General features: G+C 63.5%; 20 protein-coding genes. 6 read left to right on the top strand and 14 right to left on the bottom strand.

Annotation, left to right across the window (positions count from 1 at the left end; genetic code table 11):
- Positions 1-48: 48 nt before the first annotated feature.
- Positions 49-1020: an NADPH:quinone oxidoreductase family protein gene (locus tag D3I60_RS16885; RefSeq protein WP_262777811.1), complete on the top strand. Its 972-nt coding sequence runs from the start codon at positions 49-51 to the stop codon at positions 1018-1020.
- A gap of 12 nt (positions 1021-1032) precedes the next feature.
- On the opposite strand, the gene D3I60_RS16880 is transcribed toward D3I60_RS16885, so the two are convergent.
- Positions 1033-2199: an acyl-CoA dehydrogenase family protein gene (locus D3I60_RS16880; protein ID WP_262777809.1), complete on the bottom strand. Its 1167-nt coding sequence runs from the start codon at positions 2197-2199 to the stop codon at positions 1033-1035.
- A 229-nt stretch (positions 2200-2428) separates the two neighbouring features.
- On the opposite strand from D3I60_RS16880, the gene D3I60_RS16875 reads away from it, so the two are divergent.
- Positions 2429-3073: a TetR/AcrR family transcriptional regulator gene (locus D3I60_RS16875; protein WP_262777807.1), complete on the top strand. Its 645-nt coding sequence runs from the start codon at positions 2429-2431 to the stop codon at positions 3071-3073.
- Positions 3074-3191: 118 nt separating this feature from the next.
- Here D3I60_RS16875 and D3I60_RS16870 read toward each other — a convergent pair whose 3' ends face one another.
- Complete coding sequence (locus tag D3I60_RS16870) at positions 3192-4574, bottom strand: MFS transporter (RefSeq protein ID WP_262777805.1); 1383 nt, start codon at positions 4572-4574, stop codon at positions 3192-3194.
- 379 nt (positions 4575-4953) lie between these two features.
- On the opposite strand from D3I60_RS16870, the gene D3I60_RS16865 reads away from it, so the two are divergent.
- The gene (locus D3I60_RS16865; protein ID WP_262777803.1) at positions 4954-5226 is read left to right on the top strand and encodes a BCCT family transporter; all 273 of its coding nucleotides are present in this window, start codon (positions 4954-4956) and stop codon (positions 5224-5226) included.
- 141 nt (positions 5227-5367) lie between these two features.
- Here D3I60_RS16865 and D3I60_RS16860 read toward each other — a convergent pair whose 3' ends face one another.
- The 4 genes from D3I60_RS16860 to D3I60_RS16845 all read right to left on the bottom strand — a co-directional run bounded on the left by D3I60_RS16860 (position 5368) and on the right by D3I60_RS16845 (position 10129).
- Entirely contained in the window at positions 5368-6087 is a 720-nt protein-coding gene (locus tag D3I60_RS16860) for a DeoR/GlpR family DNA-binding transcription regulator (RefSeq protein WP_262777802.1), read from the bottom strand.
- Between the two features lie 82 nt (positions 6088-6169).
- Entirely contained in the window at positions 6170-7216 is a 1047-nt protein-coding gene (gene pdxA, locus D3I60_RS16855; protein ID WP_262777800.1) for a 4-hydroxythreonine-4-phosphate dehydrogenase PdxA, read from the bottom strand.
- Between the two features lie 61 nt (positions 7217-7277).
- Positions 7278-8687 (bottom strand): four-carbon acid sugar kinase family protein, encoded by a 1410-nt coding sequence (locus tag D3I60_RS16850; protein ID WP_262777798.1) that lies wholly within the window; start codon positions 8685-8687, stop codon positions 7278-7280.
- A complete protein-coding gene (locus D3I60_RS16845) occupies positions 8684-10129 on the bottom strand; it encodes a GntP family permease (protein ID WP_262777797.1) in 1446 nt (481 codons plus the stop codon). Before D3I60_RS16845 ends, D3I60_RS16850 begins: the two co-directional genes overlap by 4 nt.
- A 232-nt stretch (positions 10130-10361) precedes the next feature.
- On the opposite strand from D3I60_RS16845, the gene D3I60_RS16840 reads away from it, so the two are divergent.
- Entirely contained in the window at positions 10362-12521 is a 2160-nt protein-coding gene (locus D3I60_RS16840) for a heavy metal translocating P-type ATPase (protein ID WP_440588587.1), read from the top strand.
- A 92-nt stretch (positions 12522-12613) separates the two neighbouring features.
- Here D3I60_RS16840 and D3I60_RS16835 read toward each other — a convergent pair whose 3' ends face one another.
- A complete protein-coding gene (locus tag D3I60_RS16835) occupies positions 12614-13573 on the bottom strand; it encodes a VOC family protein (protein ID WP_262777794.1) in 960 nt (319 codons plus the stop codon).
- Between the two features lie 184 nt (positions 13574-13757).
- On the opposite strand from D3I60_RS16835, the gene D3I60_RS16830 reads away from it, so the two are divergent.
- Positions 13758-14267: a hypothetical protein gene (locus D3I60_RS16830; protein ID WP_262777792.1), complete on the top strand. Its 510-nt coding sequence runs from the start codon at positions 13758-13760 to the stop codon at positions 14265-14267.
- A gap of 12 nt (positions 14268-14279) precedes the next feature.
- Here the strand turns inward: D3I60_RS16830 and rraA are convergent, their stop codons facing one another.
- From rraA to D3I60_RS16805, 5 genes are all read right to left on the bottom strand, one after another.
- The gene (gene rraA / locus D3I60_RS16825) at positions 14280-14747 is read right to left on the bottom strand and encodes a ribonuclease E activity regulator RraA (RefSeq protein WP_262777791.1); all 468 of its coding nucleotides are present in this window, start codon (positions 14745-14747) and stop codon (positions 14280-14282) included.
- Between the two features lie 38 nt (positions 14748-14785).
- Complete coding sequence (locus D3I60_RS16820; protein ID WP_262777790.1) at positions 14786-15808, bottom strand: D-cysteine desulfhydrase; 1023 nt, start codon at positions 15806-15808, stop codon at positions 14786-14788.
- An 83-nt stretch (positions 15809-15891) separates the two neighbouring features.
- Positions 15892-16326: a hypothetical protein gene (locus D3I60_RS16815; protein WP_262777789.1), complete on the bottom strand. Its 435-nt coding sequence runs from the start codon at positions 16324-16326 to the stop codon at positions 15892-15894.
- Positions 16327-16537: 211 nt separating this feature from the next.
- On the bottom strand, positions 16538-17848 hold the full coding sequence (locus D3I60_RS16810) for a dicarboxylate/amino acid:cation symporter (protein WP_262777787.1): 1311 nt from the start codon (positions 17846-17848) through the stop codon (positions 16538-16540).
- Positions 17849-18016: 168 nt separating this feature from the next.
- The gene (locus tag D3I60_RS16805) at positions 18017-18244 is read right to left on the bottom strand and encodes a hypothetical protein (protein ID WP_262777785.1); all 228 of its coding nucleotides are present in this window, start codon (positions 18242-18244) and stop codon (positions 18017-18019) included.
- Between the two features lie 175 nt (positions 18245-18419).
- On the opposite strand from D3I60_RS16805, the gene D3I60_RS16800 reads away from it, so the two are divergent.
- Positions 18420-20276 carry an acyl-CoA dehydrogenase gene (locus D3I60_RS16800; RefSeq protein WP_262777783.1) on the top strand — a complete coding sequence of 619 codons (1857 nt, stop codon included), beginning with the start codon at positions 18420-18422 and terminating at the stop codon, positions 20274-20276.
- A 6-nt stretch (positions 20277-20282) separates the two neighbouring features.
- Here the strand turns inward: D3I60_RS16800 and D3I60_RS16795 are convergent, their stop codons facing one another.
- Both D3I60_RS16795 and D3I60_RS16790 read right to left on the bottom strand, forming a co-directional pair.
- Positions 20283-21017, bottom strand: coding sequence for a phosphatase PAP2 family protein (locus D3I60_RS16795; RefSeq protein ID WP_262777781.1), 735 nt, complete (start codon positions 21015-21017; stop codon positions 20283-20285).
- Between the two features lie 426 nt (positions 21018-21443).
- The gene (locus D3I60_RS16790) at positions 21444-22760 is read right to left on the bottom strand and encodes an MFS transporter (protein WP_262777779.1); all 1317 of its coding nucleotides are present in this window, start codon (positions 22758-22760) and stop codon (positions 21444-21446) included.
- Positions 22761-23067: the final 307 nt, after the last annotated feature.

The following is a 23067-nucleotide window of genomic DNA, read 5'->3' as shown; positions in this document are numbered from 1 at the left end:
ACCGGAGCTCGAGTGTTCCGTGTGCGTCACAACGATAGCGAGGAAACAATGAAAGCCATTCGCGTCACCGCTCTGAGCGGCCCCGATGATGTGGAGCACCTCGATGTGGAGCGCCCGTCGCCGGGGCCCGGTCAGGTGCTCATCAAGGTCGCATTCGCCGGAGTGACGTTCCCCGAGGTGCTGCAGACCCGCGGGATGTACCAGGTCAAGCACGACCTACCCTTCACCTTAGGTTCCGAAGCCTCCGGTGTCGTCGCCGAGGTGGGCCCGGACTCCAGCTACTCTGTCGGGGACCGCGTTGCTGCGATCACCGGAAAGGGAACCTTCGCCGAATACCTCGTCGCCGGTGACGAGGCCACCGTGAAGGTCCCGGATTCGGTCTCCCTGGCCGATGCCGCAGGCATGCCGATGAACGTGCTCACCGCTGACTTCGCACTGCGGGTGCGCGCGAATGCTCAGCCGGGCCAGAGCCTCCTCGTCCACGGAGCCGCAGGCGGCCTCGGTTCGGCCGCAGTGCAGCTGGGCTTGGCGATGGGCCTCGAAGTCATCGCCGTCGTCTCGACCGAGGCGAAGGCCGAAGCCGTTCGTGAGATCGGCGCGACGCATGTCGTCCTCGCCGACGGCTTCAAAGATGCGACGAAGGAGATCTGTCCGGGCGGCGTCGACTTCGTTTTCGACCCCGTCGGCGGCGACCGATTCACCGATTCGACGCGAGTACTCGCTCCCTTCGGGCGGCTCCTCGTCCTCGGCTTCACTGCCGGTGAGATCCCCTCGATCAAGGTCAATCGCCTGCTGCTGAAGAACATCTCCGTCGACGGCGTCGCGTGGGGCGCGGCGGCCTGGGGTCACCCGGACTATATCCACGAGCAGTGGGACGCCGTCCTCGACCACGTTGCTGCAGGTGACCTCAACCCGCGCATCCACGCGAACTACCCGCTGGCCGAGGCTTCCTCGGCGATCAAGGAGCTCGACGCCCGTTCCGTGATGGGCAAGGTCCTCCTCGAAGTCGCCGGCGAGTAGCCGCGGGCATCATCACCTCTTGCGGTGGCGCTTGGCGATATCGCGTCCGATGAGTTCCTTCATCACTTCGTTCGCTCCGCCGAAGATCGCCTGGATACGGTTGTCCTTGTAGGCGCGAGCGATGGGGAACTCAAGCATGTAGCCGTAGCCGCCGAAGAGCTGCAGGCAGCGATTGACGACCTCGATCTCGAGGTCCGAACCCAAGTACTTCGCCTTAGCGGCGTCGACTGCGGTGAGTTCGCCCTCGTTGAGTGCCAGGACGCATCGGTCGACGAACGCCTCCAGCGCGTCGACGCGAGTTTCAAGCTCGGCGAGTTCGAAACGGGTGTTCTGGAAGTCGCCGACGGTCTGACCGAAAGCGGGGCGGTCGAAGACGTATTCGGCCGTCCATTCCAGCGCCGCGCGCGCCGATGCCAGGGTTCCCGATCCGATGAGGAGGCGTTCGGTGGGAAGGTTGACCATGAGGTGGATGAACCCCTGATCGAGTTCGCCGAGGAGGGCATCGGCCGGCACCCGGACGTCGGTGAACGAGAGTTCGGCGGTGTCCTGGGCGTCCAGGCCGAGTTTTCTCAGTTTGCGGCCCTTCTCGAACCCAGGTGTGCCGGCATCGACGATGAACAGCGAAGTGCCCTGAGATGCCTTCGCCTCCGGGTTCGTGCGGGCGACGACGATAACGAAATCACAGTGGATGCCGTTGGTGATGAAGGTCTTTGCGCCGTTGATGATCCAATCGTCGCCGTCGCGGACGGCCTTCGTGGTGATGCCCTGCAAATCCGAACCGGCATCCGGTTCGGTCATGGCGATCGCCCCGATCATCGCGCCCGAAGTCAAGCCCCGCAGATACTTCTCTTTCTGCCCCCGAGTGCCCAACTCCATGAGATAGCCGGGAACGATTCCGTCGGAAACGCCCCAGCCGCTCGTGGCCGCACCGACCCCACGACGGGCGATCTCTTCGGCTCGCACCATCTCGAACCGGAAGTCGGAGACGCCGCCACCGCCGAACTCCTCGGGGATGGCCAGGCCGATGATGCCCGACTGCGCTGCCTTGCGCCACATCTCCCGATCGACGAGGTGGTTCTCCTCCCATTCCTCGAAGCGGGGGACGACTTCGCGGTCGAGGAACGCTGCGACCGATCCTCGGAATGCCTCGTGATCCTCGTTGTACAGATTCCTCTTCATCGATTGCGTCCTCTTCTCAAGCAGTGGTTGCCGCTGGACGGGCAGACAAGCCGATCCTCGGGCCGCGGCAATGTGTGTGCCCGATCACTGAGCATGCGTTCAGTCTGGCATTCGCCTGAAAAACAGTCAATACAGACTGGATCTGTGAGATAGTCGGAAGCAGCCCGGTTCGACCGCAGGGCTGCGGTGTCGAACTGCTTCAGAACCGAACGTGGCAGAAGGGGAAGCGATGGATGTCGGCAACCAGGCCGAACGCACTGCACGCTCACGCGACCTCATTCTCGATGCCACGATCGAATGCCTGCTGCGCGAAGGATATTCGGCGACGACGACGGTGAGAGTCCAGTCGATCGCGGGGGTGACCAGAGGACGTCTGCTCCACCATTTTCCCTCGAAGCAGGATCTGCTCACGGCCGCGGTCAGCCGCCTCGGCGAACAGAGACTCAGCCGACCTCTGGAGGACCACGACGACGAATTCGGTCGGATGCTGGAAGCGGAACGACCCGACGCCGCCGACGCCGAGGCCAGGAGCGATTGGGCGATTCGGACCCTGTGGACGGGGCTGATGCACGGCAGCTTCTTCTCCGCTCTCGAACTGTGGACGGCTTCGCGCACCGACGATGAACTGGCCGTGAACGTTCGTGAGCACGAGAAGATCGTCCTCGACCGCGTCAGGGACAACGCCCGTGAGCTCTTCGGACCGGCGGTCACGCGGAACCCGGAGTTCGATGAGGTCTTCACGATGATCTTCGCGAGCATGCGCGGAATGGCCGTGACCTACACCTTCTCCCGGCGTGACCCGCATCGAGAGCCGATGCTCGCCACCTGGCAGAGGACCGCGCGAGCCCTGATCCTGGGCGCCGCACCTGACTGACGCCCGCCAGCACAGAAAATCGCCGACTGCAGGATGAGAGTTCGTTCTGCAGTCGGCGGTCTGTTCCCGGCGCCGGGAACAGATCAGTCGTCTGGTCGCGGTTCGAGAGCAGAATGGGTCATTTCGTGTCGCTGACGAGCTCCGATTCGTCGAGGATGACGTCCGCGCCGGTCTCGGGGAGGCCGCAGCCGCGCAGCGAGGCACCGTTCGTCTCCTTCATGAAGATCGTGGCAATCAAACCGATCGCGCACGCAGCCATGACGAGGTAGGCGGGAACGATGGTGTTTCCCGTTGCGCCGATGAGTCCATCGCTGATCGAGGGGGCAGTTCCGCCGAACAGTGCGGTGGAGACGTTGTAGGCGATCGCGAAGCCGGCAAAGCGCACCGGTCCGGGGAACATTGCCGGGAACGTCGCCGAGATCGTCGAGATCTGTGGAATGTAGAGGATGCCGAGGACAGCCAGTCCGATAAGCGCCCAGACGAAGCCGTTGGCCATGAGCATGAACATCGGAATCGCCGCGACGAAGAGGCTGATGAGTGAGAAGTACCAGACCGGCTTGCGTCCGACCTTGTCCGAAATCATTCCGCCGAACGGGATGAGGATCATCATGAATGCCTGGGCGAGGAACATCACGGTCAATGACGCGTTCGGACTCATGCCGACCGGGTTCTGCAGGTAGGTGGGCATGTAGGACAGCAGCGTGTAGTTGACCACGTTGACCGCGACGACCATACCGCCGAGGACGAGCAGCTGCCTCTTGTAGTTCGCGAACAGAGTCGCGAAGACTTCCTTGACGGACTTGCCTTGATCGCTGTTGTCCAGCTCTTCATAGACAGGTGATTCGTCGAGCTGTGAGCGCAGGTACAGGCCGACGACGCCGAGCACACCGGCGAAGACGAACGGAATCCGCCACGCCCAGTCCGTCATCGTCTGTTCGCCGAGTCCGAGCTGCAGAAGGAGGACGAAGAGCGAACCGGCAGCCATTCCGGCCAGGGTGCCGAATTCGAGGAAGCTGCCGAAGAATCCGCGCCGGTTGTCCGGGGCGTATTCGGCCATGAAGGTGGCGGCACCACCATATTCACCGCCGGAGGAGAAGCCCTGGATGACGCGGAGCAGGACGAGGATGATTGGTGCGGCGACGCCGATCGTGGCGTAGGACGGCAGCAGCGCGATGCAGAAGGTGGAACCGGCCATGAGCAGAATCGTCAGCGTCAGTACGCGTTTGCGGCCGAGGCGATCGCCCATCGGTCCCCAGACGATTCCGCCGAGGGGACGGAAGACGAAGGACACGGCGAACGTCAGCAGCGCCATCAGCTGAGCATGCTCGCCGGGGAAGAAGTGTTGGGCGAGATAGGTGACCGAGACGGCGTAGAGACCGTAGTCAAACCACTCGGTCGCATTGCCCAGCGCTGAGGCGGCGACGGCCTTGCGGACGGTCTTGAGATCGGGGATGGGCGGGGATGCCGGTGCCTGCGCACCATGGGTATTGGAGTTGCTCACGTTCTCCTCCGTTCGTGCGGGCCGCCGAGCAGTCGGCCCCGCAATAGAAGTGCGTAGTCACGCTACGAGCATGAGCTGAACGCTGCAACGCCGGAAGCGCGTCAAACCATCGGCGTGTCCCTTCAGATGTTCTCGCCCTTTAGGGCTCTCACCTGCGATGAGGATCGCTGTAGGGAGTTGATGGCGACAAGGTTCCATTCACAGGAGATGTTCCGGATATCGTTATCTCGAGTCGGTGGACAGTTAACTTTCCCGCTGACAAGTGCCCTTTCCGCCGCGTAATGCTGAGCGCCGGCAGCATGATCGCGGCAGGTCCCGTTGAACGGATGACGTTGCCCGATCCGACGAAGAGACTCGCGCCGAGGGTGATCATGGTGATGTGCCGTTTGCGCAGTTTCGCGGCCTTCCCGCGGCGGTCATAGCCATCAGCGATGATCTGCCGCTGTCGCTGCTCATCAGCATCGGATTCCTGGTCCTCACCATGACCTTCGTCGCCACTACGACGGACTCGATGTCCTTTGCGATGTCGCAGTCGTGCATGACCAGCGGAGAGCCCTCACCGAAGCTGAGGGCTACGTGGGCGCTGCTCATCGGAATCACCGCAGCAGTGCTCATCAGCCTCGGCGACGGAGGCGTCGACGCTCTGCAGTAGGCGATCGTCATCACGGCTGTGCCGGTCGGTTTTGTCATGCTGCCCGCACTGGTGGCCGCCCCACTCTGCGTCCGGCAGATGGCCAGGGAACAGAGGGTGTGACATCGGCCGAGCGCTGGTGACGAGACCAGCGCTCGGCACTCAGCTGTGGTGGGGTCCGTCCTCGCTGATCCAGATCCAGCCGTGAGGCAGCGGCGCCCAGGCCGCCACCTCACGCCCGGACTTCGAGGAATCGGCGAGCACAACGACGCTGCGTGCGTGTTCGGCGACGAGCTCCTTCGTCCGGGCCTCGTCGAGGGTGGGCTCGCCCAGCCCGCGTGAGAGGTCGACAGCATCAGCCCCGAGAAAGGCCACATCGACGTGTGTGCGGCCGAGGGCATGATCGCTCAGTGCCCCCGTCGTCCCATGGGACATCGTTGAGACCTCTCCGCCGACCATGATCACCCTCGGGCCCGCAGGATGGGCCAGCGCGAGGGCGATCTCGAGGCCGCGGGTGATGACCGTGAGATCGTCACGGTCTCGGATCCGTTCGGCCAGGCGTGCGGTCGTCGACCCGGCATCGATGAAGATCGTGCGCACCCCCTCGCCGAGGTGGTCCAGGCCGGCCGCGGCGATCGCGTCCTTCGCCTCGGCGTTGGTCTCCATCCTCTGCCCCAGCGGCGGTTCGACGAAGCCGGCCGCCGTAGCTCCGCCGATGGTGCGGATGACCTCTCCGGCCTCGGCGAGGTCGCGCAGGTCGCGGCGGATCGTGGATTCGGAGGTCTCGAGTTCTTCGGCCAGCCGAGTGATCGTCCACGTCCCGGTCTTGAGCAGCGACAGGATGTCCTTACGCCGCTTCTGCGTGACCGTACGGATGGCCATGGCCAGATCCTCTCTCTCATTCGACCGGACTGACGCCGGCTCACAGGTCCCCGCTGGTATTCGGGCCGAACTCGAGCCGGTCTCAGCGAGGCAGGTACTCCGCGCGGATGCCGTCGACGAACGGAGCGTATCCGATGGCCGCACGGTAGGCCGAGCGCATGGTGCCTGCATCGGCGATTCCCTGACCAGCGATGTCGAAGGCTGTGCCGTGATCGACGGAGGTGCGCAGGATAGGCAGGCCGACGGTGACGGAGATGGTGCCGTCGAAGTCGAAGGTCTTCGACGCGATGTGCCCCTGATCGTGGTACTGAGAGAGGATTCCGTCATAGCGGCCGGTCAGCCCCTGGTGGAAGACGGAATCCGCCGGGATCGGTCCGGCGACTTGGAAGTCGCCACCCACATTGACCTTGTCCACGGCCGGGCGGAGGATCTCGATCTCCTCGTCGCCGAAGGCACCGTTCTCGCCACCGTGGGGGTTGAGCGCGGCGACGGCCAGCCTCGGCGAGGCGACGCCGTAGAGCTGGAGGGCACGGTGGGCGCGTTCGATGGAGTCGACCTGTGTGTCCACGCTCAGGGCGTCGAGAGCCTTGCGCAGGGACATATGGCGGGTGGCGAAGAAGATCTGGAGTCTGTGGTCGGGGACCTTCGTGTTCTCCACGACGAACATTGTGTCCTGCTTCGTCACTCCGGTCAGCTCACCGAGCATCTCGGTGTGCCCGAGGTGCTGCGAACCGGACTGCCATACGGCTTCCTTGTTGATGGGGCCGGTGACGATGCCGGCGACCTGCTGATCCATGGCCGCCTTGGTGGCGAGCTCGATCGCGGCCACCGAAGCCTTGCCGGCGCGGGCATCGACGACTCCCCAGTCGGGAAGGTCATCCCCGAGAACGCCGATATCGAAGACGTCGATGACGCCTTCACCGGCCGACGGGGTCGACCATTCGGAGATGGAGCGCAGTTCGACGTCAAGGCCGAGGACGTCGACGGCACGTTTCATCACGGCCAGATCCGCCACAGCGATTCCATGCTGATCGTCTCCGGCGGCGAACTCCGCAAGCACCGTGGCGGTGATCTCCGGTCCGATTCCGACCGGGTCACCCACGGTCACGGCGAGTGCTGGTGCTGTCATTTCTGTCTCCTCAGATGGTTCGGGTGTTTGTCGGTGGGGTGCTGAGTTCGTCTCTGCTGCTTCAGTCTCGCCTGACGCGGGCAGTGGTCGAGAGGAATTCGAGGCATTCGACAGCGGTGCCGGCGTCTCCGATGAGCCCGCCCTTCGTGACGATCGGAAGACCATCGGCGCTCCCGCCGACGAGGCGACCACCCACGGCCAGCGGCACGATCTCCTTGTCGATCTCCATACCCAGCGCGCCGAGCTCGCGCATCACCGTGGCGGTGACGTCCCCTCCGGTGGTGTAGAGGCCGGAGACCGGCAGTGCGGACATGACTGCCGAGGCGATCAGTGCCAGGCGCTGTGTCGTCTGTTCGGATTCCGCATCGGTGAGTTCCCGCAGATCATTGGTTTCGAGGACGGTGGCGATGATGATCGCCCGCGCCGAGGCGGTCCGATCGATGACGGCGAGCGTGGCCTCGACATCGGGCAGGCCCGCATCGTCCAGCGGGGCACGGAGGACCGTGACCATGGGGTCCTCGGCCAACGCAGCAAGTTGGGACCGGGTGACCTCTGTCGCCGATCCCGAAATGCCGAGCAGGACGCTGTCGGTCCGAGCAGGCAGCCTGGACAAGGCCAGGGCGAGGCTGCCGGGTCCCGGATCGATGCTCACCCAGTCCAACTGCTCACCGTCGGCCAGACCTGCGAGGTTCCGGGTATCAGGGTCGGCTGCCTCGGCGAGGTTCCGGCCGATCTCAGCGATGACAGAGCCGACGAGGTCGATGTGGTCATTGGTCAGGGCATCGGCGACGAGCACTTCCGCGCCTCCACCGATGGCTTCGAGCACGGCGGCGCGGACGGCCCCACGGCCGGCCAGCACCGTGGCGATATCGATGAGACGGCAGTCGAGGTCCGCACCGGCGGCAAGGATCTCCTCGATGACGGAGGTACGCATGGGGGAGCGGACGTCGTGGGCGAGCTCGGTGTGTTCGAGCAGTCGGCCGCCCAGCAGCTGTCGCCCCTGCACGGTGGTTCTGCCCGCGGCAGGGAACGCCGGCACGCACAGGCCCAGTACGCGATGCTGCGGACCATCGGTCGCTGCGAGAGACCGTCTGCGGGCCGAGATGGCGGCGGCCGCGGCGGGCCCGACATTCCCACGCAGAGTGGTGTCGATTCGGCATGCCACGAGGTCGACGGCACCCGCGGCGTCGATGAGATCGGTGTAGAGCTCGCTTGCCTGATGTGCGGTCATGTGCCGGGAGTCGGTGTTGACGACGACCGCGTCGAAGTCATCGAGCAGACTGCTGATGTCGATGTTGCCGGCCGGTCCGGTACTGGTGACAGTGATCGTCCGCAGTCCCGCCTCGGCGAACAGGGCTCCGCAGGCATTGCCGCCGGTGAGGTCGTCGGCGACGATGAGGATGCGCGGACTCGCCGGTGCCGAGGCGGCAGGTGCGGTCGGGCTGGAGTCGGTCATACGAGAGGAGCTCATACGACCAAGTCGAGCACGAACAGGAGCGGAAGGGAACAGATCCACACGGCCGTGGTGATTCCTGACCAGCCCTTGATGGCGTTGATTCCGTCGAGGCCGGCGAACCGGGTGACGACCCAGAAGTAGGAGTCGTTGAAATACGAGAAGACCATCGAACCGGCAGTGCAGGCCATCACGGCCACGAGCGGATCGAGTCCCAGCGGGGCGATGAGAGGAGCCGTCACCGAAGCGGCGGTGATCATCGCGACCGTGCCCGATCCTTGGGCCAGGCGGACGAGCGAGGCGATGAGGAACGGGACGAGGAGCGCCGGCAGGCTGATCGAAGCGATCGCCTCGGCGAGGGCGTCACCGACACCCGATTCGCGCAGCACGAGGCCGAAGCTGCCGCCGGCGCCGGTGATGAGCAGGATGAGTCCGGCCGAGGCTGCACCGTCGGCCAGCCAGCTCTGCACCTGGTTGCGCGGGGTCACGCGGGGCAGCAGCGTGTAGACGGCGAGGATGAGACCGATGATGAGGGCGACGACAGGGTTGCCGAGGAAGGCCAGAGGTGCGACCCAGGCGGAGGGTTCGTAGGCGTCCCCGGCGAGTTCGCCCTGAGCGTTCCTGTCGATCGCGGTGCTCACGGTGTTGGCGACGATGAGCAGGAGCGGGACGATGAGCGGAAGGAAGCCGAGGAAGGCACCGGGGTTCTTCGACGAGTTGGGCGCGATATCGGTTCCGGCAGAGTCTCCGCTTTCGGCTGTGAGGACGCTGCCGCCGGCCGAACCTGATGAGGTTTCGACGACCGCCTCGGTGTAGACGTCATGCTTGACCTGGGCGTTGAGGACCGGTTCGAGCTTCGGACCGATCCAACGGGCGTAGACGACGACAACGGGCAGAAGGACGATGGTGAAGACGATGCCGGCCAGGATGACGGCACCGATATCGGCACCGAGGATGCCGGTGGCCGCCAGCGGGCCAGGCGTCGGCGGCACCATATGGTGGGTCAGCGTCATTCCGCAGCCGAGAGCGAGAGCGAGCGTGACATAGCCGCCCTTCTTCACGCGGGCGATTGAGCGGGCCAGCGGGTTCATGATGACGTATCCGGAGTCGCAGAAGACCGGGATGGAGACGAGGGAGCCGACGGTGCCCATCGCCCAGGGCTCACGGCCTTTGCCGAAGGCGCGCAGGAAGGCTCGGGCCAGGGAGTCGGCGGCACCGGAGACTTCGAGGATCTTGCCGATGCCGACACCGAGTCCGATGACGATGCCGATGCTGGCCAGGGTGTCGCCGAAGCCCGTGGTGATGGAGTCGACGATCGAGAGCAGGTCCTGGCCGGCGACGATGCCGGTGACGACCGCTGCCAGGAGGAGAGCGATGAAGGCGTCGAGCCGGGTCGCTAGCACGATGACGACGATCGTCGCGATTCCGGCGACCAACGCCAGGATGAGTTGCAGGTCCATTAGGTCCTCCGCAGTGAGGCCGGCTCAGGGAGCCAGAGTGTGTGGTTCTCAACGGCTTCGACCTGACGTGTGATGCCCGTGGGGCTGTCGACGATCAGTATCGAAGTTGAACAGTATGAGCAAGTATGTGTCATAACTGCGCATTTATGCAATGTTGAGTTCTGGGTCAGCTGGTGTGGAAGTGTGTGGCATCACTCTTGCTTTATACCCCCTAGGGGTATATGTTGATGGCATGGACAAACAGCAGAATCATCAGCATGTGCAACCCGCCGACACGGGCCATTCCGCACACACTGAGACCATGGATCACTCTGATCACACTCATCATGACCACGGCGGTCATGGTGGGCACTCCGGCCATTCGGGCCACATGGGGCATGCGGGCCACGGTGATCACGTCGCGCAGTTCCGCCGCCTGTTCTGGATCATGCTCGTCATCGCCGTGCCCGTCGTCGCATTCAGTCCGATGTTCGGCCACCTCGTCGGCTATGAGATTCCCGAAACCGGCATCCTCGGTGCACTCCGATGGCTCGCGCCGATCCTCGGCACCGTCATGTACCTCTGGGGCGGTAAACCGTTCCTGACCGGCGGCCTCGACGAGATCAAGGGGCGCAGCCCCGGCATGATGCTGCTCATCGCCTTGGCGATCACGGTCGCGTTCATCTCCTCCTGGGGTTCGTCGTTGGGTCTGCTCGATCCGCAGCTCGACTTCTGGTGGGAGCTGGCCCTGTTGGTCGTGATCATGCTCGCCGGTCACTGGATGGAGATGCGCTCTCTGGCGCAGACCACCTCGGCGCTTGACAGTCTCGCCGCACTGCTGCCCGATTCGGCGGAGAAGATCGTCGACGGGGAGACGGTGAGCATCGCTCCGGCCGAGCTTGTCGTCGGTGACATCGTCCTCGTCCGTCCCGGCTCCTCGGTTCCCGCCGACGGTCGGATCATCGACGGTTCGGCCCATATCGACGAATCCATGGTCACCGGAGAATCCGCCACGGTCCGACGGGGCGAAGGCGAACCCGTCGTGGCAGGCACCGTCGCCACGGATTCCGGACTCCGGATCGAGATCACCGCGATCGGTGACGACACAACGCTGGCGGGAATCCAGAAGCTGGTCTCCGACGCTCAGAACTCTTCGTCGCGTGCGCAGCGCATCGCCGACAAAGCCTCGGCTTGGCTGTTCTGGTTCGCTCTCGTCGCTGCCGTGATCACCGCGGTCGTCTGGTCGCTCATCGGTATGCCGGACTCGGCGGTCGTGCGCACGATCACCGTGCTCGTCATCGCCTGTCCTCACGCCCTGGGCCTGGCAATTCCTCTGGTCGTCTCCATCGCCACGGAGCGCGCCGCCCGGGCCGGAGTCCTCGTCAAGGACCGGCTCGCACTCGAGACGATGCGCACGGTCGATTCCGTGCTCTTCGACAAGACCGGCACCCTGACGAAAGGTGAGCCGACGGTCACCGGCATCGAGGCTGTGCCGAGCGCCGGGATCAAGCGGATCGAGGGTGAATTGCTCGGTCTGGCCGCCGCGGCCGAAGCCGACAGCGAACATCCGTTAGCCATCGCCATCGTCAAGGCAGCCGCTGAGCGCGGGATCGACGTGCCGAATGCATCCGACTTCTCCTCAGAACCTGCGGTCGGTGTCAGAGCCGTCATCGCAGGCGAGACGGTCGAGGTCGGTGGACCCAGGCTGCTCGAGGCGCACGATGCCCCTGAGGCGAAGGTCGCGGAAGCCTGGAGGGCCGAAGGCGCCATCATCCTCCATGTGCTCGTCGACGGTGCCGTGGTGGGTGCGCTGCGGTTGGCCGACGAGATCCGGCCGGAATCGCGCGATGCCGTCGATGCGCTTCATGCCATCGGTGCGCAGGTCGTGATGATCACCGGAGACGCCGAGGCGGTCGCGAAGTCCGTTGCCTCCGAGCTCGGCATCGACCGTGTCTACGCCGGTGTCCATCCCGCTGACAAGGCGGCGAAGGTCTCCGAGCTGCAGGGGGAGGGGCGTCAAGTGGCGATGGTCGGTGACGGGGTCAACGATGCGCCCGCTCTGGCGCAGGCCGATGTAGGCATCGCCATCGGCGCCGGAACCGACGTGGCCATCGGTTCTGCCGGAGTCATCCTCGCCTCCGACGATCCGCGTTCAGTGCTCTCGATCGTCGAGCTCTCTCGCGCTACTTACCGGAAGATGAAGCAGAACCTGTGGTGGGCGGCCGGATACAACCTGCTGTCGGTGCCATTGGCGGCAGGAATCCTCGCTCCCATCGGGTTCGTTCTGCCGATGAGCGTAGGCGCGATCCTGATGTCGATCTCGACGATCGTCGTCGCCCTCAACGCCCAGCTGCTGCGCCGCCTCGACCTGCATCCGCAGGCGGCTGTCGAGCGAGTGCATTCCAAGAGCTGATCTCGGCGGAGACAACTGAGGCGGGTGATGCCGTTGAGCATCACCCGCCTCAGGGTGCTCTGGCCGATGGAGCTATTCGCACCGGCGGAGTGTCAGCGCGCAAGCGTCTCGTCGATGGAGCTGGTACCGGTGGCCAGAGTGACCCGGGTGCCCCACGGGTCGACGACTCGCACCGAACGTCCGTCATCTGCGAAATCGAGGTTGTGCGCACGCAGGCGAGCGACCAGGGCATCGAGGTCTTCGCGGCCGGGAACGCTGATCGCCACGTCCCCGAGGCCGAGGCTGACCGCTCGGGGGCCGGCACCGCGGCTGTTCCAGGTGTTCATGGCCACATGGTGGTGGTAACCGCCGGCCGCTGCGAAGAGGACTCCGGGCATCGACGACAGTGACGGTTCGAAGCCGAGGGCGTCGACGTAGAACTCGCGGGCCTGCGGGATGTTGCCGACCTGCAGGTGGACGTGGCCGACGATGCCGGGCTCGGCGGCAGTGTTCGCGAGGACTTTATGGTTGAGGTGGCGCTCGAGGAAGCGGTTCGGGTCGAGGTAGAGCGTATCCATCTGGACCTCACCGTCGAGTGAGTGAGTCCATTCCGAGCGGGCTCGGTCGATGTAGAGCTCTATGCCGTTGCCTTCGGGGTCGGTGAAGTAGAAGGCCTGGCTGACCAGGTGATCGCTGGAGCCGACGAAGGTGCTGTTGGTGTTCTGCGCGGCGTGGGCGACCGTGGCCGCCAGGGCTTCCTTGGTGTCGAACAGGAACGCGGTATGGAAGAGTCCGGCTTGCTTGGGGTCGACGCCGGGTAGGCCTGGGGTGGCCACAAGTTTGACCAGGGGAGTGGTGCCGCGACCGAGCACGCGGTGGACCTCGCCGTCGCGGGAGGTCTCCTCGAGGGGCTCCATGGCGAGGGCGTTCGAGTAGTAGTTCGACATCTTCTCGAGATCGCCGACGCGCAGGGTCACGGCGTCCATTCCGGTGGCGGAGCTGAGTCGCTTGTCGTCGACGGAAGGCATCTTCAGGTCGGTGGGTTTTGGTGCCTGGATGGGGGTGGTGATCATGCTGTTCTCCTGAGCGGATCGACTGCTGTTTCGAGTGTAGATCACATTAGTTGAACTTTCAACTAAAGAGACAGAGGATCTGTTCCCGTTCCGCGCCGAGGTGATCCGGATCCCACCGGAGCACCACGGTCTATGCAATAGGGGCGATGCGGCGCCAGCGCGCGCCCGCCGATAGGCTGGTGCCATGAGGTTCGATTCGAAGTCCGCCCCTGCTCTCGCCGGGCTCCTGACCGCCGCACTCATCGCCCTCAGTGGCTGCGGCTCCGATTCCGGCTCATCTTCGGAACCCGAAACGACTCCGACGGCGACTCTGGATGTCGTGGAGCAGGGCTTCGATTCCCTTGACGAGCTCTCGGATTATGTGGCGCAGTCCTTGGACGGCGTCGAGGTGAGTCTCGAATCCGAGACGAACCCCGACTTCAACCACGAGACCGAACCAGAACGCCTCCATGTCCACTTCGCCTCGACTGAGGACGAAGTCAAAGACTTGGAAGCCACGGCGTTCATCGTCCAGGCGACGTCACGGGCAGGTTTCGACTATGACATCCTCGTGGTCACCGGAGTCGTGTCGGCAGGGGAGTGGGCGTACCTCTACGACCGGTCGACGGTCGAAGAGCTGGCCGCCGATGGTCAGATCGATGTTGCCGACATCTGGGACTCAGCCGAACAGAGCTTCGACACCATTCATCGGTGAGTCTCTGCCGCCCTACTTCTCGACGGCGACTCCGTCGGCATCGGCGAAGATCATCGCTCCCGGGCGGATCGTCGCGCCGCCGATCTCGACGGTCACGTCGATCTCACCAGCACCGTCTTTCGCGCTTTTGCGCGGGTTGCTGGCCAGAGCCTTGATCCCGAACTCCATCTCGGCCAGTGCCTCACGGTCGCGGACAGCACCGTTGATGACGACACCGTTCCAACCGTTTCGAACTCCTGCCTCGGCGATCATGTCACCCATGAGGGCGGTGGCGATCGATCCGTCACCGTCGATGACGAGCACGGCGCCGTCGCCGGGCTGGTTGAGTGTCTGCTTGACCAGCCCGTTGTCCTGGAAGCAGCGGATGGTGCGGGCTGGTCCGGAGAATGATGTTTTGGCTCCGAAGTCGCCGAAATTCAGGGCAATCGAATAAAGCTCGTCGCCGCGTTCGTCCCACAGGTCTGCTGTCGAAACTGTCATCTGTGTGCCTTCCGTCGGTGGTGGGAGCTGCGGGGTGCTCAGGCAAACGCCTGGGCACGGGCGTAGAGTCCGGGGGATCCGCCGGAGTGGATGAAGACGACCTCGTCGTCGGAAGAGAAACGGCCGGACCTGATGAGGTCGATGAGGCCGGCCGCTGCCTTGCCGGTATAGACCGGGTCGAGGACGATGCCCTCGGTGCGGGCGAAGAGACGCACAACCTCGACCATCCCGGCGGTAGGCAGAGCGTATCCAGCCCCGACATAATCACCGAGTCCCACTGTGGCTGCGCGAGGGACCGGGGGCAGGCCGAGGAACTGTGCTGTGGAATCGACGAGGTCGACGATCTTCGGTTCCTGCTCGGCCTGTGTCCGGCTGACATTGATGCCGATGACCGGTGCATCGCTTCCTGCGCTGTGGAGGCCGACGACGAGTCCGGCCTGCATACCCGCCGAACCGCTGGGCGTGACGACCGTGGGCGAATCCAGTCCCGCCTCGGCGAATTGTTCGAGCATCTCAACGGCACAGTCGACGTAGCCGAGCGCACCGATCGGATTCGACCCGCCCACCGGGATGACGTAAGGTTTCCTGCCCTCGCCGCGCAGCTTCTCAGCCAGATTCTCAGCCTCGCCGAGGAGGTCGGACCCGTGGCCGAGCACCGTGACTGAATCCGCGCCGAGGAGGTCGAAGAGCAGGAAATTGCCTGTGTACTCCGGTGGATTCGACCCTGCTGGACCGAGGGTGGTGCCGTCGGGTCCGAGGTCCTCTTCGACGATGAGGTGACAGTCGAGGCCCTCGATGCGTGCGGCAGACAGGGTGAGGCGGCAGTGGTTCGACTGCACCCCGCCGACGGTGATGAGCGAGTCCGCGCCCTGTCTCAGGGCATCGGCAATGAGAAACTCGAGTTTGCGCGTCTTATTCCCGCCCTGGGCCAGTCCCAGTTGGTCATCGCGTTTGATCCAGATCTGCGGTCCGCCGAGTTCGGCGGACAGGCGCCGCAGATGTTGGAGAGGCGTCGGCCCCGCGGTGTAGCGGCGGCGTGGGACTTCATTCAGGGCGACCATGGTTCCCGAGTCTACCGAGCTGGTCAGCCCTGCTGACAAGACGCCGACCAGAATCCGGTCAACGGGATGTCAACGGGTCGTCCTCAGCCGACGAACTCGATCTCACGAACAGCGTCGCCGCCCTTGTTCGCGGCGATCGCGTTTCTCACTGTCAGATTCATGACCTCTTGTGTGTCCAGGTTCGTGTACGACACCCAGGTGTATCCCTTGCCGGAATCGGCTGACGTGCGATGCCAGCGTTTGGCGTGCCCGTCGTCGTGATCGGCGAGGGCAGCGACGACGTTCTTCGCGGCGAGCTGATCCACGACCACGGCATCACCGATGCCGTAGGCAGTGATCAGTCTGTCCACGTACTTGACAGCACCCTTCGGGTGTCCCGAACTCTGGGGTGCCTGAGCGGCACTGGACGCGGGGGCGGAATCGGCGGAGGCCGGACCGACTGCGAGACCCAGGGAAGCGAGGCCGGCAAATGCGGCGACTCCCCACTTTGCGGCGTGAGTGCTGATGAAGGCGGGCATGGTGACATCTCCTCTTGCAGATCAGGAACATTGCTGGAATCGAGTATCGTCAGCCCAGGTGAGAGCCTTTTGCCCGAATCTGAACAGAAGCTGAGACGCTGAGTCGCAAATGCGGAAGTCTTATTGCGTTCCTATGACATCTCCGAGACATTCGGCCGGAAGGAGCCTTGACCGAATCCACGAGCTCGGGAGTGTGGCAGATTCACTGAGCTTACGAAACCGAATCGTGATCAACCTCGTCGGCCTTGTCCATCCAGTCCTTACCGTCGAGGATGCGGGCGACCATCATCGAACTCGCCTGATCGCCGACGCAGTTGACGGTGGTGGCCGGGGGATCGATGACGGTTCCGATGATCTGGATGATCGGCAGTGCCGCGGCCGGGAAGCCGTAGAGGGTGATGATCATGAGCTCGCCGATGAAGCCGCCGGAGGGGATTCCTGCCATGACCATTCCGGCCAGCAGCGCCACGGCGATGGCGATGAGGATGTTCTCCAGGGTGAAGAAGTCGCGCTGGAACACGGCAAAGAGGAAGGCGATCTTGAGGATCGCGGACAGGCTCGATCCTTCCATGTGGATCGTGGCACCGATCGGCACGATCGTCTCCCGGATGTCGCGGGGGACTCCGATCTTCTCTCCGGCACGCAGGTTCGCCGGGATCGCCGCCACCGAGGACGACGTACCCAAGGAGATCGCCGTGGGTTCGAGGATATTGCCCCAGAACCGAGAGACGCCTCGGCGGCCGCCGGCGAGGAAGGAGTAGAACGTGAACGCGAGGATGAAGTAGGCGATCGCCACCGGGTAGTAGACGAGGAAAGCGCGAACATAGTCCCCGACGAGCTGGGAGCCGAGGTCACCGATGAGAGCGGCGAAGTAGGCACCGAGGCCGATCGGGGCGTAGTACATCACGATCGAGGTGAACTTGAGGAACACCTCGGTGCCGGAGTTGAGGAACTGGGCGAACGGCTTGCCCGCGTCGCCGATCCTGCTGGTGGCGATGCCGACGATGACGGCGAAGACGATGAGGGCGAGCATGTGCTCGGCGGAGAGGATCTTCGAGAAGTCGTCGACGACGACGGTCTGGACGAGCTGGTCTCCGATGGGCCCGACGTCCTCGACGTTCTCCGGCTCCTGCATCTCCACCTGGACGCCGTCGGTGGCGTTGAAGATGCGCAGCGCGGCGATCATGGCGATGGAGGCGATGATGCCGGTGACGGCGAAGACTCCGAGCATGCTGCCCATGATCTTGCCCAGTCGCGCGGCCGAGGACATTCCCGCGACCGCGGAGGCGATGGAGAAGAACACGAGCGGCACGACGAGAGTGAACATCATGTTGATGAACAGCGTGCCGAACGGTTTGATGACGGTGGCACGTTCCCCGAAGACGAGGCCGATGATCGCGCCGATGACCACCCCTGTGAGGATGAGGAGCGGGAAGCGGTAATTGCGGAGGACCCGCAGGAAACCCGATGGTTGCGGCCTCGAATCAGACGTCTGCGCCGGCGAAGCAGCGGGGGAGGGCATAGGCTCTGCCTTTCATTTCAGCATCGGTGTTCCGCCGACTGGTCGGCGTGGCATCAGGGCTCTGGCGATCCTACCTGGGGCACAGCGAAACCCGGCACGCGGCTAGCCGTGTACCGGGTTGTCGATACTCGCTTGAGCAGACGAATCAGCTCTCAGGCTGATCGTCGATCAGTCGTCGTAACTCGAGTGGGATTCGTCGACAGCGAGATGTGAACCGTCGGGATTGCGGTAGAGCTTCACTCCTTCGTGTTCAGCCGTGGCTTGCAGCCGTGCTTCGGAGCTGTCTTCTCGGTAGCCGACCTTCTGCCCCTGGCCGATGTTGGCGCTCGTGAACGCCTTAGAGATCTTTTCGATCATCTCGGCCAACTTCGATGATCGATGCGTTTCTGCGGTCATGATCCTTCGCCCCATTCCCACGCAGACTGTAGAGAGAATTATATCTCTCGCGGGTGCCGAAACCCAGGGGTGAGGTGACGTTTGGCGGACCTCACAACCGGTCAATAGCCATACCCTTGCACTGTGAGAGGACGAATCGCTTTACTTAACGAACGTTTAGCTTTAGTTTGGTCTCGTGACTGAACAGAGCAAAGGCAATGGCGTCTTGACGACTGCGACAGAATCCATCCTCTCCGCCAAGGACATCGAGTTCCAACTCTATGACTGGCTCAAGGTCGACGAACTCTGCGAACGGCCTCGCTTCTCCGACCATTCGCGTGAGGTCTTCGACTCCGTGCTCGAAGCCAGCGAGGAGCTTGCCAAGGAGCGGTTCGCGACCCATGCACGTAAGTCCGACCTCAACGAGCCGAGGTTCGACGGCACCGAAGTGACGCTGATTCCTGAGATCAGGTCTGCGCTCGACCAGTTCGCCGGCATCGGCCTGCTGTCAGCGACGATGAATGAGAGCGTCGGCGGAATTCAGCTGCCGCAGACGGTCGCGAAAGCCTGCTTCGCCTGGTTCCAGGCGGCTAATATCGGCACCGCCAGCTACCCGATGCTGACCATGGCCAACGCCAATCTGCTGCTCGAGTACGGTACTGAAGAACAGATCGAGAAGTTCGTTGTGCCCGAGCTCGACGGCCGCTTCTTCGGCACCATGTGCCTGTCCGAACCCGAGGTCGGCTCCTCCCTGGGAGATGTCACGACGAAGGCCGTTCCGGATCCCCACGGCGGCGACGATGCGTTCCGCGTCCACGGCACCAAGATGTGGATCTCCGGAGGTGACCACGAACTCTCGGAGAACATCGTCCACCTCGTCCTGGCCCGTGCCGAGGGTGACCAGCCAGGTGTCAAAGGTCTGAGCCTTTTCCTCGTTCCGAAGTACCTCGTCAACGACGATGGCAGCCTCGGCGAACGCAATGATGTCGTTCTGTCCGGGCTCAATCACAAGATGGGGTGGCGCGGAACGACGAACACCCTGCTCAACTTCGGTGAGGGCACGCACACTCCGGCCGGTTCCGCTGGTGCTGTGGGCTACCTCGTGGGGAAGCGGGGCAAGGGGCTGGCCTGTATGTTCCACATGATGAACGAGGCTCGCATCGGTGTTGGAGCCGGCGCGGTCGGACTGGGGTACCACGGGTACCTCGATGCCCTCCGCTATGCCCGCGACCGCCGCCAGGGTCGACCCGACGGTGCGACGGGATCCGATGGTGAGCCGATCCCGATCGCGGAGCACTCCGATGTTCGGCGCATGCTGCTGTCGTCGAAGAGCTACGTCGAGGGCGGGCTCGGGCTCATCCTCTATGCCGCGCGTCTGCTCGACGAATCCGAAACTGCTGATTCCGAGGCCGAGCGTGATCGTGCGGCACTGCTGCTCGATGTGCTCACCCCGATCGTCAAGACCTGGCCGAGCGTGTGGTGCCTGAAAGCCAACGACCACGCCATTCAGGTGCTCGGGGGAGCGGGATACACTCGCGATCACGATGTCGAACAGCTCTACCGCGACAATCGGCTCAACCCGATCCACGAAGGCACGCACGGCATCCAGGCCAAGGATCTGCTCGGCCGTAAGGTGATCATGAAAGGCGGGGAAGGTCTGCAGGTGCTGCTGGAGCAGATGCGGGAGACCCTCGCCGAGGCGGCCGACCGCTCCGATTGGTCTGCTGAGACTGCGGCGCTGACGTCAGCCGTCGAGCGGATCGAATCCGTCACCGCCGCAGTGTGGTCGAGCGGAGATCCCACGGTGGCCCTCGACAATGCGTGGACCTATTTGGAAGCAGTGGGCCACACGGTCATGGCGTGGCTGTGGCTGCAGCAGGGAATGGCTGCCGAGGCGATCGTCGGTGAACGTGGCGACTCTGCTTTCCTCAAGGGAAAGATCGCCGCGGCGCGGTATTTCTTTGCTCACGAACTGCCGCAGACCGGACCATGGTTCGATCTCGTGGAGAGCAGGGCGACAACATTCACAGACCTCGACGACTCTTGGCTGTGAGCGCCGTCAGGTTCTGGGATCGGGTATTCGCCGATCGGCGATGATGAGCAGTCGCAGGAAGAATCCGCCGATCAGCAGACCCCCGACGAGGTCGGTGGCCCAGTGCCAGCCGAGGGCGAAGGACACGACCACGGAGTTCACACTGACCGCTGCGACGCCCCAGCACAACAGGCGCACGGTTCTGGTGGAGACCTTGCCGTAAGCGGCAATGAGGTAGGCGACTGCTCCGTAGATGAGCACGGCTTCGGCTGCGTGCCCGGACGGGTAGCTGATTCCGCGGCCGCCGATCTCGATGAGACCGCCTTGGAAGAACCGCGGGTCGTGCAGGGTGGTCGCCGGTCGAGCGAGGAGGACCTTGAGCGAACCGATGCCGAGGTAGAAGGCCGCTTCGACGGCGACCGCGAAGACGATCGGTCGCCAGGACCGACGTTTGCGTGCCAGCACGATCGCGGTGATCGCCAAGACGGGAAGGCAGACTGCCTGGCCTGCGATGGGGTCGAGGACGTGCTGAAAGAACCAGACGAGATCGGGTTCGAAGAGATAGAGCCACCGTCGATTCAGCTTGTAGTCCCAGACTCGCAGCGGGCCGGCCGCGGCGAATGTGACGACGATGAAAGCAATCGCCAAGACCCAGATTGAGGTTGCCCAGGACAGCAACCCCTGTGCTCGTTCTGTCCACTGACTGCGATCTGAGGGGTTGCTGATCAGCTTCTCGGATTCGACATAGGGCTCAGCAACCATCAGAGTCGATTTTAGACGGAGTCGACAATCACTTCTGCTGTGGGGGATAAAGAAACGGTGAATTTTGTTCGGCGTTCAGTAGCTGCCCCTCGACCGACGTATCTGATTCTGCACTGATGGCGAACTCACGTGGCGTTGGGACGATTCCATTCCTGCGCCAGCGTGTCGTAGTTCGACCTTCGCCCGAAAAGTGTTCCACCCACTTCATGGTTGACGGTACGGTGTCGGGGATGTTCGGAGCGGCTCTCCTCAAAGGGCATCGAGAGTGCGAGTTGACCAGCCGGAGGTGAATAGTTGTGGTGGACGGCCGAAGGGAGCAAGGAGGGCTGACGCAGGCTGGACGGGCGCTGACGGGGGAATCCGCATTCGTCTGAGTCACAGACGAGTTCGCCTCTCAGCACCGGGGCGCCGATGAGGGGGACCTGCTTATAGGGCAGGGCTGGTCACGGGCTCCGGCTTTCGATTCGCCTCGACATCGATGCCGCGCATGCCGACCAGCGCGAGCGCTGCCAGGAGCAGGATGGCACCGACGAGCACGTAGATTGCCTGCGGGCTCCAGCCTCCGTCGAGCAAAGCGCCGGTGGCTGTCGGGGCGATGATGGCACCGAAGCGTCCGATGCCGATTCCCCAGCCTGACCCCGTCGACCGCATCGACGCTGAGTAGGACTGTGGTGTGAGGACATAGAGACCGGCGATGCAGCCGTTGGTGAACATTCCCACCAGCACACCGAAGATGATGACGATACCCAGCCACTGTGCGGTGAAGACGAAGACCGCCATGAATATCGCGGCCAGGACAGAGAAGCTCATCAGGACGGTCCGGGTCGACCAGCGCGAGGTGAAGAGTCCGAAGACCACTGAACCGATGGCCCCGCCTACAGTCAGCCCCACAGTGACAACCATCGACAGTGACTCGCTGAGCCCTGTCTCATTCATCAGCCGTGGAGTCCACGAGTTGACGAAGTAGAACCCGAACATGACGATGAAGAAAGTAGCCCAGACGACGAGGGTAACTCGACGATTGCGGCGGTTGAGCAGTGAGCCCACACCTTTGCCGGTGCCTGCACCGGAATCCATATCCGATTCTGTTGCCGAGAGGTCGACCGGTTCATTGTGTCCGAGCTTCGCGGCGATGGCGTCGAGACGCTTCTGCGCGTTGGCCGGCTTCCGGTTGTAGAGGTACGAAGCGGACTCTGGAACCAGCCAGATGACTAGGAACAAGGACACCACGGTCAGACTGCCGCCGAAGATGAAGACTGACCGCCATCCGAATGCCCCGATGAGGCTGATCATCACGCTGCCGCCGACAGCAGCACCGATTCCATAGCCGGCGGCGTAGATGCTGATGGCCAGCCCGCGACGGCGACGCGATGCGTATTCGGCCGAAATGACGTTGGTGCTGACCAAGATGCCGCCGATTCCCAATCCCGTGACGACGCGCCAGAGGCCGAGTTCAGCAGCCGATGACGAGGTCGCTGTGAAGAACAGCCCGACGGCATTGACGATGAGCGCGATTATCATCATGTTCTTGCGTCCGATCCGATCGGCTACCGGCCCGAGAACCAGTGCGCCGACCGCCATGCCGAGGAGCGCCGCGCTCATGACGAGTCCCAAAGTGGTTCCTGACAGGGTGAACTCATCGCTGACTGCATTCGACGTGAATGAGATGGCCAAGACGTCGTACCCGTCGAGTGCATTGAGGAAAGTGCAGATGCCGACGATCAGCCATTGATAGGTCGACATATGTGAAGTGTTGATTCGTTCTCGCAGATCCACGCATTTCTCCGATTCAGATGTGTCGGCCGGGCCGCCTCGCTGCGGCATACCTATACCGATAGGCAAATGGTGATGTGCTGCACATTATCAGCGTCGTGTCGCGTCGGCAATGCCTGACTGTCCTCTGAATGCCGCGGTTCGTGGCGCCGACAGGTCCCTTGTGTGTGAATCACGCAAGAAACGATTGCCCGGCAATTTGTCTATGGACATAGGCAAATACCTATGCATATAGTGATGTGGAGAACACAAAGCAGTGTCGACGAAAGGAATCTCA

Source organism: Brevibacterium permense (assembly GCF_025506275.1).
In the GTDB taxonomy this organism is placed as follows: Bacteria; Actinomycetota; Actinomycetes; order Actinomycetales; family Brevibacteriaceae; genus Brevibacterium; species Brevibacterium permense_A.
The sequence above is the reverse complement of the archived record's forward strand: the minus strand, read 5'-3'. Positions and strand labels throughout refer to the sequence as shown.